This window comes from Lysinibacillus sp. NPDC094403 (assembly GCF_050278745.1).
Classification (GTDB): domain Bacteria; phylum Bacillota; class Bacilli; order Bacillales_A; family Planococcaceae; genus Lysinibacillus.
This window is the reverse complement of record NZ_JBNNTL010000004.1, coordinates 250,922-268,153: the sequence shown is the minus strand read 5'-3', so window position 1 is coordinate 268,153 and position 17,232 is coordinate 250,922. Positions and strand designations below refer to the sequence as shown.

The 17,232-nt window shown below is 34.2% G+C and carries 18 protein-coding genes and 1 riboswitch; of the genes, 16 read left to right on the top strand and 2 right to left on the bottom strand.

From position 1 onward, the window contains the following. Window positions 1-52: 52 nt before the first annotated feature. From ACQKMV_RS09830 to ACQKMV_RS09815, 4 genes are all read left to right on the top strand, one after another. Entirely contained in the window at window positions 53-1,246 is a 1,194-nt protein-coding gene (locus ACQKMV_RS09830) for a YbfB/YjiJ family MFS transporter (protein ID WP_427503672.1), read from the top strand. 184 nt (window positions 1,247-1,430) lie between these two features. Next, window positions 1,431-2,273 (top strand): hypothetical protein, encoded by an 843-nt coding sequence (locus ACQKMV_RS09825; protein ID WP_427503671.1) that lies wholly within the window; start codon window positions 1,431-1,433, stop codon window positions 2,271-2,273. Window positions 2,274-2,443: 170 nt separating this feature from the next. Continuing rightward, entirely contained in the window at window positions 2,444-2,626 is a 183-nt protein-coding gene (locus ACQKMV_RS09820) for a hypothetical protein (protein WP_427503670.1), read from the top strand. A 36-nt stretch (window positions 2,627-2,662) separates the two neighbouring features. Beyond that, entirely contained in the window at window positions 2,663-2,815 is a 153-nt protein-coding gene (locus tag ACQKMV_RS09815) for a hypothetical protein (protein WP_427503669.1), read from the top strand. A 235-nt stretch (window positions 2,816-3,050) separates the two neighbouring features. On the opposite strand, the gene ACQKMV_RS09810 is transcribed toward ACQKMV_RS09815, so the two are convergent. Both ACQKMV_RS09810 and ACQKMV_RS09805 read right to left on the bottom strand, forming a co-directional pair. Continuing rightward, complete coding sequence (locus tag ACQKMV_RS09810) at window positions 3,051-3,911, bottom strand: YitT family protein (protein ID WP_427503667.1); 861 nt, start codon at window positions 3,909-3,911, stop codon at window positions 3,051-3,053. A gap of 30 nt (window positions 3,912-3,941) precedes the next feature. Continuing rightward, window positions 3,942-4,481, bottom strand: a complete 540-nt coding sequence (locus ACQKMV_RS09805; RefSeq protein WP_427503666.1) for a helix-turn-helix domain-containing protein — start codon at window positions 4,479-4,481, stop codon at window positions 3,942-3,944. A 178-nt stretch (window positions 4,482-4,659) separates the two neighbouring features. Here ACQKMV_RS09805 and ACQKMV_RS09800 point away from each other — a divergent pair, with 178 nt between their 5' ends. From ACQKMV_RS09800 to nrdF, 12 genes are all read left to right on the top strand, one after another. Then, the gene (locus ACQKMV_RS09800; RefSeq protein WP_427503665.1) at window positions 4,660-4,911 is read left to right on the top strand and encodes a PLD nuclease N-terminal domain-containing protein; all 252 of its coding nucleotides are present in this window, start codon (window positions 4,660-4,662) and stop codon (window positions 4,909-4,911) included. Then, on the top strand, window positions 4,895-5,797 hold the full coding sequence (locus ACQKMV_RS09795; protein ID WP_427503664.1) for an ABC transporter ATP-binding protein: 903 nt from the start codon (window positions 4,895-4,897) through the stop codon (window positions 5,795-5,797). Before ACQKMV_RS09800 ends, ACQKMV_RS09795 begins: the two co-directional genes overlap by 17 nt. A 4-nt stretch (window positions 5,798-5,801) precedes the next feature. Beyond that, entirely contained in the window at window positions 5,802-6,581 is a 780-nt protein-coding gene (locus ACQKMV_RS09790) for an ABC transporter permease (protein WP_427503663.1), read from the top strand. 556 nt (window positions 6,582-7,137) lie between these two features. Further along, window positions 7,138-7,839 carry an ABC transporter ATP-binding protein gene (locus ACQKMV_RS09785; protein WP_427503662.1) on the top strand — a complete coding sequence of 234 codons (702 nt, stop codon included), beginning with the start codon at window positions 7,138-7,140 and terminating at the stop codon, window positions 7,837-7,839. Further along, a complete protein-coding gene (locus ACQKMV_RS09780; RefSeq protein ID WP_427503661.1) occupies window positions 7,829-9,424 on the top strand; it encodes a hypothetical protein in 1,596 nt (531 codons plus the stop codon). The genes ACQKMV_RS09785 and ACQKMV_RS09780 overlap by 11 nt, the downstream gene beginning before the upstream one ends. Then, a complete protein-coding gene (locus ACQKMV_RS09775) occupies window positions 9,421-9,801 on the top strand; it encodes a GntR family transcriptional regulator (protein WP_427503659.1) in 381 nt (126 codons plus the stop codon). Before ACQKMV_RS09780 ends, ACQKMV_RS09775 begins: the two co-directional genes overlap by 4 nt. 495 nt (window positions 9,802-10,296) lie before the next feature. Continuing rightward, window positions 10,297-11,775, top strand: coding sequence for an Lsa family ABC-F type ribosomal protection protein (locus ACQKMV_RS09770; RefSeq protein ID WP_427503658.1), 1,479 nt, complete (start codon window positions 10,297-10,299; stop codon window positions 11,773-11,775). A gap of 452 nt (window positions 11,776-12,227) precedes the next feature. Next, on the top strand, window positions 12,228-12,440 hold the full coding sequence (locus ACQKMV_RS09765; protein ID WP_427503657.1) for a hypothetical protein: 213 nt from the start codon (window positions 12,228-12,230) through the stop codon (window positions 12,438-12,440). 859 nt (window positions 12,441-13,299) lie between these two features. Then, window positions 13,300-13,477, top strand: a riboswitch (cobalamin riboswitch). A 119-nt stretch (window positions 13,478-13,596) separates the two neighbouring features. Continuing rightward, window positions 13,597-13,821, top strand: a complete 225-nt coding sequence (locus ACQKMV_RS09760; protein ID WP_427503656.1) for a glutaredoxin family protein — start codon at window positions 13,597-13,599, stop codon at window positions 13,819-13,821. Further along, complete coding sequence (gene nrdI, locus ACQKMV_RS09755) at window positions 13,818-14,177, top strand: class Ib ribonucleoside-diphosphate reductase assembly flavoprotein NrdI (RefSeq protein WP_427425375.1); 360 nt, start codon at window positions 13,818-13,820, stop codon at window positions 14,175-14,177. The genes ACQKMV_RS09760 and nrdI overlap by 4 nt, the downstream gene beginning before the upstream one ends. After that, window positions 14,174-16,267: a class 1b ribonucleoside-diphosphate reductase subunit alpha gene (gene nrdE, locus ACQKMV_RS09750; RefSeq protein WP_427503655.1), complete on the top strand. Its 2,094-nt coding sequence runs from the start codon at window positions 14,174-14,176 to the stop codon at window positions 16,265-16,267. Before nrdI ends, nrdE begins: the two co-directional genes overlap by 4 nt. Further along, window positions 16,255-17,223, top strand: coding sequence for a class 1b ribonucleoside-diphosphate reductase subunit beta (nrdF, locus tag ACQKMV_RS09745; protein WP_427425377.1), 969 nt, complete (start codon window positions 16,255-16,257; stop codon window positions 17,221-17,223). The genes nrdE and nrdF overlap by 13 nt, the downstream gene beginning before the upstream one ends. Window positions 17,224-17,232 lie beyond the last annotated feature (9 nt).

Below are 17,232 nucleotides of genomic sequence, written 5' to 3'. Positions count from 1 at the left end.
CTATTTGTGATATCTGAATTTTCGTTATAGTGAGAAGGAGGGGAGGGAAAATATGCACAAGCACACAGTTCAATATTTAGTAGGAGGCATTTTTTCACTAGTTATTGCTATGAGTATTGGGCGTTTTTCATATACGGTTATCTTGCCGTATATGCAAGATACTTTTGACTTTAGTCATGCCACAGCAGGTTTTCTAGCGACAAGTAATTATTTAGGATACTTAGTAGGGGCGTTGGTGGCTGGTCGTTTACAAATTGGGGAAAAACGTATTCCTTTTTTACAAATAGCACTCGTTATTAGCATTTTGACAACGGCTATGATGGGCTTTACTGATGCTGTTATCGCATGGTATGTACTTCGTTTTATTTCTGGCGTTATGAGTGCATTGATCTTTGTAGTTGCTGCTAGCCTTGTACTCGATCAGTTAGCTGGGAATGGTAAAGCGCATTTATCTGGGCTTTTTTATAGTGGGGTAGGTGCAGGAATTGCCCTAAGTGCGGTTATTGTGTCGCCCATACATGCAATGTTTGATTGGAATGGAACGTGGATTGCTTTGGCGTTGTTTTGTGCCGTATTGCTTGTATTAATTGTAATGTTCATAAAGCCAGTTGCTCAACATCCACAACAGAAACTAAGTCAAACAGTAGTGTCACAAAAAGTCCCACCTACGCCATGGATGAAGTGGCTAATTTTGGCTTATAGCTTAGAGGGCCTTGGCTATATTGTCACGGGAACTTTTATCGTGTCAATCGCAGAAGAATCAACAAGCTTTCATGGTGATGCTACCTTTGTATGGTTTGTTGTTGGGATTGCAGCGATTCCATCCTGCATTGTTTGGTCTACGCTGGCACAGCGATACGGTTACGTGAGAACATTATTGATTTCCATGTTAATTCAAGGGCTAGGAATTGTTTTACCAGCGTTTGCGACTAATACAATGACACTTTATATAAGTGCATTTATTTTTGGAGCAACGTTTATGGGAATTACTACTGTAGCTACAACATTAGCAAGACAAATATTGCCTGTGAACAGTCACAAAATATTAGGTTACCTAACTGCTGGTTATGCTTTGGGACAAATGTTAGGTCCTTCACTTGCAGGAGCATTAGCCAATTATACGAATCGCTATCAGTATGCCTTATTTGGAGCAACAGCTGTTGTAGTGGTTGGAGCTATATGTCTAATTAGTGGATTAAAATATGAAAAAGTGAAAGTCGGAGAGCTGGATGCCATAAGTGAATAATAGAAAAAAGCCAAGTTAATTGCAGTACACTTTATCAATACGCAATAAAAATACCTCTTTTTCGGCAAAAGAGGTATTTTATATAGAGATTATAAGAACCCATTATGCAAGTTTATTAAAGAATTACTTATCCAATTACGTCAATACTAGAAGTTATATCTGGCTGTAAAAAGGGGACTTATTGATGAAAAAATTAATGCTACTTACATTATTGCTACTCTTTGTAGTTAGTTTTAGTCCAATATTTGTTCACGCTAACGAGCACCAGAAAGAAGACTTAATAAAAATTGTTAGCCGATTTATGCCATCGAATGCGTCACTTTTAAGCCCTGTAAATCCTTCCTCCACACTGCCAATTCAACTCTATGACTTTGACCACGATGGACAGAAAGAAATATTATTTACTTTTGAAATTAAAGCAGAAAATCAACCATCTCCTTCTCAGTTTGGATCAATAGTGCTAAAAAAACACAATTCGGATTGGAGAAAAATTTGGGAAACTAAAATTCAAGGAGTCGATTTGGATTTTTCGGGTTTGGTGGATATAACCGGTGATGGTACAAAGGAATATTTATTTGGTATTACAATTGGTGCAGCAATAGGAAGCGAACTTCAAGTTTTCCAATGGATTGATAACTCATTCATAAAAATTGCAGATGTGCCTTATCATAAAATTGACTTTGTGTGTGGGAAGCAAAATGTCGGTATAGCAGTTTGGCAAATGTATATTGGTGATAGTTATTTAGTGGATGTACTAAAATGGAATGGGGAAAAGTTGGTTTATGATGAAGAATTATATTCCAAATACTATCCAATCATCGAAAAGTTTTATAACGATAAAATTTCAGAAATGGATGCCTGGTTTTATTGGTATTGCCTTGCAGATGCCCAAATCAAAGCAAATAAATTTGAAGAAGCATTTAAATCGATACAAAAGGGAATTTCGTTGGCTAAAAAATCATCAATGCGAGAAGTAGTCCAAAACTTTAATGATTTAACTGAAAGACTGGAGAACAAGAGAAAATAAAAGAAAGCTTAACTGCTGTAGCAGTGATTTGTACAGCAATCGCCTTCTTATTGTTCCCGAGAAGAGGTGGTATTGCATGATGAATATACTCAAGACAAAATTTTTATTATTAAAAAAAGCCTAGCTCTTTAATCGCAACTACTATTATTATTTGTCTTTATGCGTATATTATGGGGATTGGACAACAAGCAAAGCAGCCGGTTGCTGTCCATTCGACTTTAAGTGAGGAAATGACTAAGCAAGTACTGGCTGAGTTAGAAAGTATTAAAAATTACCAATTTACGACCTATAATATGGATGAAGCAACAAAATTAGTTGAAACAGGTGAAGTTGATGTAGCAATTTTTTTATAGGAAACAGGCTATGAGTTACTGGTGGCTGTTGATTTTATGAATTCCAAATTGGTTCAACATGAACTAGACCGAATTTATAATCAGGTGCTTCAAAACGATGTGATGATAAAAGCTTTTCCTACAGATTTGCAAGATGAGGTAACAAGTGCGATCGCAGTAGCGAAACGATTAATGCTAGTTCTTATGTAGAGCTACTACAACCTTTAAGTCTACTATTATTTATGACAGTCGTATTTATGGGCATTGGCATTAGTGTCATGGAGAAGAAAAGCTAAAGTGTAGTTCAATTGACTTCTGCCAGTAAGCTAAACCCATCGTAATGTTAATTCAACTGTAAATTTAGTCATAAAAAATACTGCACCTACAACTGCTAGATATCTAACAATTGGGGTGCAGTTCATGAACGTCTTACTTTACCTTTTATTTAGTGAATATCACGTTTTTTGAAGTTTCCACCACGTACCTCTGATACATCAGAAATAACTACGAAGGCACCTTCATCGATATCTTTAATAATCGACACAAGTTTATTTTCTTCCATACGGTTAATGACACAGTTTAATATATCAGTTGGTTCATTGGAAAAACCGCCACGCCCTTTTGTATATGTAACACCACGTCCTAAACGAGCCTGAATAGCATCTCCAATCTCCTCTGACTTCGCACTAACAACACGAACGTCTTTTGATTTTTCTAAACCATCTTGGATAATATCGATAACGTTTTTCGCAATAAAGTATGTTAAAGCTGAGTATAATGCACTTTCTAAGCCAAAAATAAAGCTTGCCCCTAAGAAAATAAAGGCATTAATAAATAATATAATATCCCCGACTGAAAATGGAACCTTACGTGAAAGTAACACGGCTAAAATTTCAGAGCCATCCAAAGCACCACCGTTACGTAAGACAATCCCAATCCCAACACCTAGTAGCATACCACCAGATAAAACAACTAATAACGGATCATTTGGACCTAAAATTGTTTTAACATTATGCATTAGCACTGTGGAAATAGATAGAGCTGCTATCCCAGCAGTACTCATCAATGCAAAAGTTTTACCTACTTGTTTGTAGCCAATATAAATAAAAGGAATGTTTAATACAAAGAGCAGCACGCCTAATGGAATACCAAAGAGGTGTGCTCCCATAATACTAATCCCCGTCACACCACCATCAATGACATCGTTCGGTATTAATACCGCCTCTAGTCCATATGCTGCGATGACAGCGCCTATTACAATCATGATAAATTTTCGTGTGTTTTCAATTGACTTTCTTTTTTTCATTCATCTTCTCCATTTCTTTAAAAATGATACTTAAGGTTTTGGAATAATATTTATAGCTAATGTTTTTGTCTCAGTCTCATTGCTTGAGTCGGCCATATTATAGTATTTAATTATTAAATCGTTTAATTCTTTTTCAAAACTCATAAATTGATCAGTCGTTAATGTCAAATCAAGAAATGAAAAAGTTGCTAAATCTGCAAGTCTTTCTTCTTCATCAAGTGAATGCAAATAATTTTGGTATTGAGATAGTAGAGCTAATTGATAGTTGGAAACATAATTTAATTTTTGTTTGATAGTTAGTTGTGTCCAATCCTTCTCACTAAGTTTTTCTGCTCCTTCATTTAATGCATAAAATTTTTCTGTAACAGATCGTACTTTTCGCTCTTTAACAATTTTTATGATGTTTTCATCCATTAAAATTTGGATGTGACGATACAAAGTAGCTTGAGGTACATCTTTTATGATAGAAATCATCTCCAAGGTGCTTAAGCCTTCTTCTTTATCGTGCATTAGAGCTTGTAAAATTTTCATTCTCACAGGGTGCATTAAAACCTCTGCTTTATTCCGCATAAAAACGATCCTCCTATCAAATTGAATCAAGGGAAGCACAATCAAATGTTATCAATATGAGAACATTATCAAAACATATACTATATATTTTTTTTTAGGATGTACAGTAAAAAGGTAATGAAATTTTTTACACATTCTGTTATCATTATTGATAATGATAATGAATGGGGGTTTAGGAATGAAATTACACTATGGTTTTGATGATTTAAGTCAACTGGATTGGGCAAGCATACTTCCAATCATTTTGCCATTTTTATTCGTAGGATTTGTTTTAATCATGGTTGCTTTATTCGATTTATATCGGCACCGAGATACGCGAGAAAACATACTTATGTGGACAATTATTATTTTGTTCTTTAACTCAATCGGTTCTGTTCTATACTTCATTATTGGTAGGAAGGATGTAAATAAACGTGCGCTTAGAGATTAAAAATATTACGAAAAAGTTTAAATCAAAAACAGCAGTGAATGATTTTTCAATGGTCATTGATGCTAATGAGTGTGTCGGGTTAATTGGACCAAATGGAGCGGGGAAATCCACGTTAATTCAGATCATTGCTGACATTCTGAATGCAGACAAAGGAGAAATTCTTCTTGATGGGCAAAAGATTTCATCTATGAAAAATCACATTGGTTACTTACCTCAGTATCCTAATTTTTTCTCATGGATGACAGCATTTGAAACATTGTCCTTTATGGGAACACTTTCTGGCATATCAAAAAACGAATTGCAGAAAGAGATTCCATTACTTTTAGAAAAAGTGGGCTTAGGGAAAGAAGCACATATTCATGTCGGGACATTTTCAGGTGGTATGAAGCAACGACTTGGCATCGCACAGGCATTATTGCATAAGCCTGCTTTAATGATTATGGATGAACCGGTATCTGCACTAGATCCAATAGGGAGAAGGGAAGTGTTAAATCTATTAAATGAGATCAAAAAAGAAACGACTGTATTATTATCAACACATATATTGAGCGATGCAGAGGAAATTTGTGAGCGCTTTGTGATGATCAAAAATGGTTACAAAATAGAGGATGCTACAAAATCAGAGTTGCTTAAGCGCCATCAAGAATCAGCTATCTTTTTAATGATTCGAAAGGCAGATTATAAATGGTTAACAATGATTGAACACTTATCATATGTGAAGAAAATCGAAAGCTGTGGAGATGGCTTTAAAATCTATGTTGAAAATTTGGAAACAGATGCTAATCGACTAATACAACATGGTTTGGATACAAAGGTGATGTTTACTAAATTGGAAGTGGGTATTCAAGACAATCTAGAAGAAATATTTTTGGAATTGGTGGTATGAGCATATGAATTCGTTTATCGCACTAAGTAAAAAAGAAATACATCAAATGGCAAGGGAATTTAAAATACTTTGGCTCCCAATCGTCTTTATTTTACTAGGGCTAACCCAGCCGATTATGATGTATTATTTACCTGTTATTTTACAATCAGTTGGTGGTGTTGAAGGGATAATGATTGATCCTACGATGGCAAAGCCTGAGGGACAGGAGGTACTTGCCTCAACATTAAATTCACAGTTTGATCAGTTAGGCATTATTATTTTGGTCGTTGCCACTATGAGTATTATTCAAGGGGAAAAAGCAAATGGCATGATGGCGTTTATTCTAACCAGGCCAGTATCGATATCATCTTATTTGAATAGTAAAATCATCATCCATTATATTTTGGCTGTTATATGTATAGCTCTTGGTTATGCGGTATCTTACGGCTATTCAGCGTATTTATTTACAACTGTTCCTGTGACACAAGCTATGTGGGCTTTAGCGTTCTATTGTGTTTGGCTGTTATTCATCATAACGTTTGTTGCGCTAATGAGTACATTTTTTAATAGCCCTGCATTTATAGCACTAATAAGTATCGTCGTCCTATTAATATGTCGTTTTATCGCGGGACTACATCCATTCATAGACGTTGTGAATCCTGCTAGTAATAGTATGTATGCAACAAATATTCTAACGACAGGTGATGTGGAATCTTGGTATGGCATCAATATTGTAGTAACACTGCTGTTAGTTTTATTGATGGTCATTACTATGCAAAGTTTCATTGCGAAAAAGAAATTTTAAATTCTTTCAGCAGAAGTCTCCTACCTCTATTGTTGGTGAGATGAATGCGAATTTAAGTCACTTTTCAGTGGGTGTCCAACACCTGTACCTGTCGCTACGCTTTCGGTACAAAAAACATTTGCTGAAATAGAGGAACTCAGTCTAAGAACGCCACGTCCTGTGGCAATTTATCTGTGCGAAAGTGAAGCGACAACAACAACAACAACAACACACGACTGAGTGACCAACATCGTGCTGCTGCCGCTGCGTTAGCACTACGCTTTCGCGCAAAAAACATCGTGCTGCTGCCGCTGCGTTAGCACTACGCTTTCGCGCAAAAAACATCGTGCTGCTGCCGCTGCGTTAGCACTACACTTTCGCGCAAAAAACATCTGTTGGCCTAAAGCCTCCGGCGGATGTCACGGAATCAGAAAGGAGTTAATAAAGGATGTTAGCCTAAAATCATCGCATCCATGCGATAACGGCTAACTGACCTGCATCACGCAGGCCTAAGCACAAAGCTGATTCAGGACGCAATTATGCCGAGGAATAATTGATCAGAAATTAGGTGGAAAAAATGTTATCGATACAAAATTTACAGAAATCGTATGGACAGCATGAGGTATTAAAGGGAGTAGAGTTAAAAATAGAAAAGGGAGAGATATTGGGGTTCGTTGGTGGGAATGGTGCAGGTAAAACAACGACATTAAATTGTATTACTGGATTAATTGAGCAAGATTCAGGAAAAATAATGATTAATAATGTGCCAAAATCGCAGTCACTCGACTATAAAAAACAATTTTATTTTATTCCTGATACCATTCATGTATTTCCAAATATAGCTGCATATGATTGGATACAGTTTGTTTTGAAGCTATATGAAAAAACTGATGATGAAAAACTACAAAGCTTCATTAACGTCTTTGATATGGAAAAAAGTATTTATAAACCAATCGGAACTTATTCTTATGGAATGCTTCATAAGATGGCGTTAATTACTGCCTTTACAATTAGTCCGCCCATTCTAATCATGGATGAACCATTAAATGGTCTGGATCCACTTGCTGTAGTTGCTTTTAAAAATTGTATGAAGGAGTATGTTGAAAATGGTGGGACCGTATTCTTTTCTACTCATTTATTAGACGTTGCCGAAAAAATTTGTCAATCCATTTCGTTTTTAAAAGATGGAAAGATTGTCTTACATGAGCGTGTTGAGAAATTACTAGTCGATGGGAGCTTAGAAACTATTTTTATGGAGAAACAAGCCAATGAAGGATAATATACAATTAATCAAATTCTTTTTAACATCATTTTATGCAAAGCCAAAGCAGCCAGTAATTCAAGTACTCCTAATTATTGCATTTATTTATGTAGCGATTCAGTATTTTACGCTTACGCTCATTATCTACTTTATAGCGACCCCAGAGGAGTATTTGTTTTATAATGTTCTTCTTTCAAATGGTGTGACGTATTTACTGATTTCATATTTTGCAATTTCGGTAGTGTTTAGTCAAAGTGATTTTTCTATATTTGCCCATTTGCCCATTTCAGCGAAGCGGGTTGTGATGTCGAAAATAATAAGTGCTGTAGCTTTACCGATAATGGCAGTTAGTATTCTATCAATACCTACCTTTTTCATATTACTGATAGAGTTTAAGCTAGGTGTTGCTATAAAATCACTTGCATTTTTACTAGTCATGAACGTATTAATTGTATTGTTCCTTCTATTTATATTATCCATTTTGAATCATTTTCGCAGTGTATTTATTAATACCTCTATGTATTTGCTTGTTAGGATGATTCTTATAGTAGGTATTGGAATAAGCCCAATATTGTACTTTCTAATAAAAAATTATCATGCAATCGGCATTGTTTTAGCAAAATTAGATGTATCAACAATATCATCCTTAAGATCTTCAATTTCAGATTTTCTCGAAATAGGTTATCGTTTTGCTATGCAGCAGTCAGTGGTGGAGACACTGTTTCCATTGACTACTACAAAAAGTTTCATTTATTTCATCCTATTATTCGCACTATGTTATTTATTGTTTAAAGCTACGATAAAAATGATTGCGTCTAAGTATTATGAACATGGCTTGCTTGTCAGCAGAATAGAAAAAACAACTAAAGTTTGGGGGAGAGATATTCAAAGTAGCTGGGTCAATTATTTGCAGCGTGAATATTGGATTATTCAGTCTGAACCGTACTTTAAAATGCAAGCTGTTATAGGGATAATTTTAACGCCAATTAGTACAATCATTTTTTTAATTCTCGTACAGATGAGTATTTTAAAGGCCGAATGGATTGTAAACAATGAATCTTTTCTATTTGTCTATATGGTTTTGCTGATGAGCTGTATAAACAATATTAGCGGAACTCCCTATTCAAGAGAGGGGAAATACTATGCATCTAGCGTGACATTGCCATTTGATTCACAAAAGATTTATCTAGCAAAAGTTATGATTTCATCATGTATCGGCACAATTTCGGTTGTAATAAGCTATATCATTTACATGCTATTTGGTAGAGGCGATATTATTATGGGACTGCATTTATTGATTACATTACTATTAGTAATTACTTATAATTTATTGTCACCTCTTTATGATAGAAGGCATCCATTACTTGAATGGTCTAATCCATCAGAGGCAATAAAATCAAATCCTACAGTATTAATAAGCCTGCTATATGGATTACCGATATTGATTGTCATGGGGCTTCTTCATTTTAGCTTGCTCTCTTTCAATATTTCTCCGTCGATGACTGCTGTAATTATTTTGATTATTGTAACTCTATGTGTAATTACATTAATTTACAAAATGTTTTTTGAAGGAAAGAATATGAAAGGATACGTAAACAATTGAATGTAATAATAGATCCAAGAAGTAAAATTCCTTTTTATCAGCAGCTAACCCAGCAACTACTTTTTGAAATAGCGAGAGGGAGTTTGCAAAATGGTGACCCATTGCCTTCCATTCGTGATTTAGCGGCTGAAACAAATCTTAATCTTCATACCGTTCATAAAAGCTACAAGGAGCTTGAGAAGAAGGGAATAATCGTTATAAAACCTAACTCAAAAGCAATTGTTAAGAAGTCTGCTGAAGCAAAGGAGGGTGACCTTCAACAAATTTCTATAAAGGTTGAACAAATAATATGTGAAGCTTATGTTTTAGGTATTAGCGAACAGCAACTACAGAAGATGTTTCATGAGAATTTGCGAAAATATTTTATTGAACGCTAGGGGAGAAAGGAACAGAAGCCATCTCTTACTAATTTGAGGTGAGGATGATATTGAATTGTATTCCATAAAAAAATTTGTTAATATTTAAATACAATTATGAGAGGACTGATGGATGGAAATGATTAACTAATCTATGTTTTTATTTGAAATGAATAACTTCAAACTACAAAATATAGGGTTAGTCTGTCCATTTTTATAAATCAGTTTACATTTTATTTGTCATGACTCCAATGGCAAATAAGAACTTATGTAATATAAGTGAAAGACTAAACCTTCCAATTACAAATTGGGAGGATTTTTTATTCTCTCATAAAAATTTTCAATCAAATCAATAAAGGAGAGAGAAATGAGCGAATCAGACACTATTGTTACGCATGTAATACTCCGTATAAGTCGCTAATATCCATCAAACTTATACGGAGAAATTTAGAATAGATGGATGTGCCGACTTTGTATAAAAAGTAAAAAGTGTTGATATACAAAGGAGGAATTATCATGTCAATGATAAAAGTTCAAGATTTAACGTTTTCTTATCCAGGTAGCTTTGACAATATTTTTGAAGGTGTAAACTTTCAAATAGATACGGATTGGAAACTTGGGTTTATTGGTAGAAATGGACGAGGTAAAACAACTTTTTTTAATTTATTATTAGGGAATTATGAGTATAGCGGGAAAATCATTTCTTCTGTAGAATTTAATTATTTTCCTTATCCCGTTTCGGATAAAAATAAGTATACTTATGAAATCTTTGAAGAAATTTGTCCTCAAGCAGAAGATTGGGAATATCTTCGTGAAATATCCTATCTAAATGTCGATGCCGAGGTAATGTACCGACCATTTAAAACATTATCAAATGGAGAACAAACAAAGGTGTTGCTTGCTGCACTTTTTTTGACAGAGGGTCAATTTCTATTAATTGATGAGCCGACCAATCATCTGGACACTGATGCACGAAAGATGGTCTCTGATTATCTAAGGAAGAAGAAAGGGTTTATATTAATTTCACATGATAGAACCTTTTTAGATGGATGTGTTGACCATATTTTATCTATAAATAGGGCAAATATTGAAGTTCAAAGTGGTAACTATTCTTCTTGGAAGTTAAATTTTGATAGACAGCAGGAACATGAAGAGGCAACAAATCAGCGTCTACAAAAAGACATTGGGAGATTAACACAGTCTTCAAAGCGTTCAGCAGGTTGGTCTAATCAAGTGGAAGCTTCCAAAAATGGGACAACGAATTCGGGTTCTAAGTTGGATAAAGGTTTTGTAGGACATAAAGCGGCAAAGATGATGAAGAGAGCAAAGAACATTCAATCAAGGCAACAAAAAGCTATTGAGGAAAAGTCAAAACTGCTAAAAAATGTGGAAAAGACGGAGTCATTAAAATTAAAACCATTGGAATATCAGTCAAATGAATTAATTGTTTTGGCGGATGTGTCTGTTAAGTATGATGACCAAATAGTGAATAAGCCCATTAGCTTTAAAGTTGAACAAGGTGACCGAATTGTACTTGATGGAAAGAATGGGAGCGGAAAAAGTAGTATCCTAAAACTAATTCTAGGAAATCCGATCCAGCATACAGGCACAATGAATGTAGGTTCAGGCCTCATTATTTCCTATGTCCAACAAGATACTTCTCATTTAAAGGGACTGTTATCGGACTTTATTGCAGAGCATGAGATCGATGAAACGTTATTTAAATCCATCCTACGTAAGATGGATTTTGATCGAATTCAATTTGAGAAAGATATAGCTCATTATTCCGGCGGACAAAAGAAAAAATTGCTTATAGCCAAAAGTTTATGTGAAAAAGCTCATTTATATATTTGGGACGAACCGTTAAATTTTATTGATATTTATTCGCGCATGCAGATTGAAGAGCTTATTCAAAGATTTAATCCAACAATGGTTTTTGTTGAGCATGATCAGGCATTTCAACAAACAATTGCAACAAAAACTATATCTCTGTAGTTAAATATGAAGAACTGAAGGTATAATTAGTAAATCTGCTCATTAAACTATATGATGCTTTAGTTGACGAACGTTGCTAAAATAATCAAACCTTTTATGAAGACCTAAAAATAAATATCTGCTAGAGAAGAATCCATTTTGATTAATCTTTTTTCAAAATGGATTCTTTTATTTTTCGTATAAAATGGGTTTAGCGATGTATTTTTAATCAAACTTTAAAGCATACTAGAAGTCATCATGACCATACTCATTGCAACGATAATAGAAATAATTAGAATGACCGACAAAAGCTCTATGAGGGCATAAATCAAACTGTTAAAAACACCACTAATGGACGAAGTTAGTACCGTTACACATTACACCAACCAGTATAGCGGCAATAGTTTGCTTTGCGAAAACATGAAATCATAATGGAAAGATGTTTTTTTATGAACTAAATAGGAGTGAACTAGATGACGTCACATTCAATCTCGTATTATGAGAATCAGTTAAGACAGCAAATTATGAACAGCCTATATAATGAAAATTTTATTTCATTGCAAAATTATGTAAAAAAGTTAATTCGAGATAATACGGATCATAATAAGAATATTACTTATGCCTATTTGAATATAAAACGTGAGCTGGTAGGGTCAATAAGTAATAATGAAGATCAGACTTTATAAAGTGATTATAGATGAAAAAAATATAAAAGAAGTGAACATTTAAATGGAATGCAAAATGAAACAACTTGGCATTTGACTATAGAATGACATTGCTTATTAAAGTAGAGAAAATGCCTGGATTAGAAATGTTTTTTCTAATATGTTATAAATAGAAAATTGAATAATTAGAGGATCCAGAAGTTAATAGTTTCTTTTGTAATTCAATAAATGGTAAAGTAAAAGAAGTCTATGATAGTTTTAGGGACTATCATAGAGAAAATAATCTTTTAACTGCGCTAAATTATATTAACTATTTTCAAAATATAATCCTCAATTTAAAGTAAATTCAGCTCCTGAATTTTTTAAGGAATTATTCTATTTGTAGGTAATATGTACGGTAAAATTCATTTAAAAATTGAAGTGGTAAAACAGTCTATTATTCTTTGGAATATGGACTGTTTTAATGTAAGGAGTTCAAATAATAACTTTGTATCTACGATTGATCTAATTGTTGATTACGACTTAATAGATGGAACTTTAAGGTTTTATTAGACTGTTACAATACATTTGATTCACCTCAGAAATTAATTTTTACATAAGTGTTACATTAAATTAGAGTTCTTAATTAGATGGAATGAGATAATCCTGATTGATAAACAAGATACTGCATTTAGGTAAATGTAAAATAAGCAATAAATTTAACTTCATATTTTTTAGAAATTTTTTAAATAAGTCGTCTAGTGCAGCTAATTATTTGTTAAGATCGTATTTTGAGAGTGTGAAAGAAAATATTGAAAAATCTCATATTAAAGAAGTTTCTAATCTAGATTTACTTTTTATTTGAAGGATGGTACACTTAGTTCTATTGAACAACAATATATTGTGTTCGTTTTATAAAGGTACTACTATATGTAGTTTAATAGAGAAGTTCGGTGCAATACCGACGCTGTCCCCGCAACTGTGAAGCTGACGATGATATAAGCCACTGTGCATTCGCATGGGAAGGAAATCAGAGAATGAAGCAAAGCCAGGAGACCTGCCTATATAAAACAAATTGATCATTTCTTCGGGGATTAAGAGATGGGAACGTATGTGTTTTTTTGGTATTTTAACGTTTCCATTTAGGCTATCTCTCTCGAAGGGATAGCTTTTTTATTTTATGAAAAGAGGGATATATATGAAACTTTATACGAAAACAATCTGTCCAAAATGCCTTTGGGTAAAATCTGAACTACAACGTGTAGGACTTGAAGCAGAAATTGTAAACATTGATCACGATGAACAAGCTAAGCAAACAATTATTGACGCAGGTTTTTTAAGTGTGCCTGTTTTAGAAAGTAATGAAACATTTATAGGAGATGTTAAGGAGATTGTTTCTCATATAGAGATGATTGCAATATGATTGTTTATGCTAGTCGTACAGGCAATGTCCGGAATGTTGTTTCTAAATTAACAGCGGAATCTATTGAACTCTCTGATGGGTTAGTGTTGAATGAGCCCTACCTTTTAATCACCTACACAGATGGTTTAGGTGATGTCCCTTCAAAAGTGTCATGTTTTTTAGAAAACAACAGGAAATTTTGTAAGGGTGTAGTTGCCAGTGGCAATAGTAATTTCGGGCATAATGTTTTTGGAGCTGCCGGTGAGAAAATTGCTGCAACTTATCATGTGCCCTTAGTGCGGAAACTAGATTTAAGAGGCAATCAAGCAGATTATGAAGCAATACAAACGTTTTATGAAACGAGGGTAATGGGATGAAAACATATTTAAAGCTTAATAATGACGTACTGAATCGTTATAGTACAACTGGTCTACTAGAGTTAGAAAAGGATCGTGAAGCAACGCGCCGCTATTTTTTAGAATATGTCAACGTGCGTTTGCGTTACTTTATTGATATCGAGGAAAAAATCCGCTATTTAGTCGAAGAGGGCTACTATGAGAAAGCATTTATCGATATGTACGAGATGGAATTTATTAAAAAACTGTACAAGAAAGCATATGATTATAATTTCCGTTTTCCATCTTTTATGAGTGCGAGCAAGTTTTACGATAGTTATGCAATGAAAAGTCGTGACGGGGAAGAAATTTTAGAAAAATATGAGGATCGTATTGTCATTATTGCTTTATATTTAGCACAAGGGGATACCGTTTTAGCAGAGCGTTCTATTGAAGCGATGATGGAAGCATATCAGCCTGCAACGCCAACAGCATTAAATAGTGGGAAGAAAGCCCGTGGCGAATTAGTAAGCTGCTTTAAATTATCAATGGATGACTCCATGAATAGTATTGCCGAAAATATTGGTTATTGTTTGGAGCTATCACGTCTTGGTGGTGGAGTTGGGGTAAACTTAACGGATTTACGCCCTTTAGGTGATCCAATTAAAGAGATACTAAATCGTGCAAGTGGTGTAATCCCAGTAGCGAAGCTGTTGGAAAACTCTTTCAGTTATTCAAATCAACTAGGACAACGAAATGGCTCGGGCGTTGTCTACCTAAATATTTTCCATGCAGACATAGAAAATTTCATTTCATCAAAAAAACCAAATGCTGATGATAAAATTCGCCTCGCAACACTGTCAACAGGAATTATTATACCAAGTATTTTCTTCGATCTTATGAAACGTGATAAAGATATTGTATTGTTTAGTCCATACGATATTTTTAAAGAATATGGCAGACGCATGTCTGAAATTTCAATATCAGATATGTACTATGAACTTCTAGATAATCCGAATATCCGTAAAATTAAACGTTTGAATGCACGTAAACTCTATACAGAGGTAAAAAAAGCGCAATTTGAATCGGGCTATCCGTTTGAAATTTTTGATGATAATGTCAATAAAGTGCATCCGCTCAAAAATATCGGTCGTGTAAAAATGTCAAATTTATGTACAGAAATCTTGCAAGTTCAAGAAACAAGTATCATTACTAACCAAGATGAACCGAATGAATATGGGTTAGATGTATCGTGTAACTTAGGGTCAATTGATATCCATGCAGCAAGTAAAGTAAATGATTTCGAAACATTAATCGATACAGCCATGCACTTATTAACAAATGTATCGCAAATGACGTACATTAAGAATGTACCATCTGTTGCAAAAGCAAATAAATTAATGCATTCAGTAGGGCTTGGTTGCATGAATCTTCATGGTCATCTTGTTACTGAGGGTATCATGTACGGCTCAAAGGAATCTATTGATTTTATGGATCGCTTTATGGAAGCGATGAACTTTTATTCACTCAAATCATCAATGGAGATGGCTAAAGCAAAAGCTGAAACTTTCTACCGATTTGAGGATAGTGATTACGCTTCAGGTAGCTATTTTGATCAATATGTAAATAAAAGTGAAGAGGAACTATCGCCTGTTGTGTTAAAAGCACTTGGAAATATTCCAATCATTACGAAAAAGATGTGGGAAGTTTTAAAGCAAGATGTTATGCAATATGGTTTATTCCATTCATATCGTTTGGCTATTGCACCAACTGGTAGTATTTCTTATATTCGTAGTTGTACTGCTTCTATATCTCCATGTACAGAGCGTGTAGAGGTTCGTGATTATGCAGATAGTAGAACAATTTATCCAATGCCTCATTTAACAAATGAGAACAGTCATTTATACGCAGAGGCATACGATATTGATCCTTATGACTTAATTGATTTATACGCAGCTTCTCAAAAACACGTTGACCAAGGTATTTCGATGACGCTTTATGTGACTGACAATTGGACAACAGAGCAATTGGCTAAGGTATACATTTATGCATGGGTAAAGGGAATTAAGTCCGTTTACTATGTTCGTCAACGATTACAAAGCTTAGAGGAGTGTGTAGCATGTCAAATATAATTTATGAGGCAGTCAATTGGAATAAGGCAACGAGTGAACTTGCACAAATATTTTGGGATCAACAATGGAAGCAAATTTGGTTTCCTGAAGAAATTGCAGTAAGTAAAGATATCAAACAGTGGAAAAGTTTTGAACATCAAGATACGTATAAAAAAGTATTTGCAGGATTAACTTTACTTGATACCGTTCAGACAAATATAGGGATGAATCGTGTTGCTGCTTATACAAATGATTTACAAGAGAAGGCTGTACTAACCGTTTTTGATGCATTTGAAGCGATACATGCCAAATCCTATTCTTATATATTCACTACCCTTTGTACAAACGAAGAAATAGATGAGCTATTTGAATGGGTAAAGAAAAATGAATTTCTACAATATAAGGCAAATAAAATTGCGGATATTTATAACGGTATTGAAGAAGGCGATTCAGAGAGTTTATGGAAAGCGATGTTCTCGTCCGTTATGCTCGAATCTTTCCTTTTCTATTCAGGCTTTTTCTACCCACTGTACTTAGGAGGACAAGGTTTCCTACGAAACAGTGCAGAAATTATTTCACTTATTTTACGCGACGAATCAATCCATGGTGTAGCAGTTGGATTTTTTGCTCAAAATCTATTTAAGCAATTTTCAAAAGAAAAACAAGAAGAGTTACAATTATGGGGTTATGAATTGTTGCTGGATTTATATCAGAATGAAATGAATTATACTGATGATATCTATGCGGAAACAGGATTATCTCCTGAAGTAAAAGCCTATGTACGGTATAACGCTAATAAAGCATTAATGAATGTCGGTTTCGATCCAATGTTCCCAGAAGAAGAAGTTAATCCTATTGTTATGAATGGAATTCGTAATGAAGGCTCCACATATGATTTCTTTTCACAAAAGGGTTCTACCTATGCGAAAGCAAAAGTAGCACCGATTACAGATGACACATTTAATTTTAATCGTTGAGGATGAAAA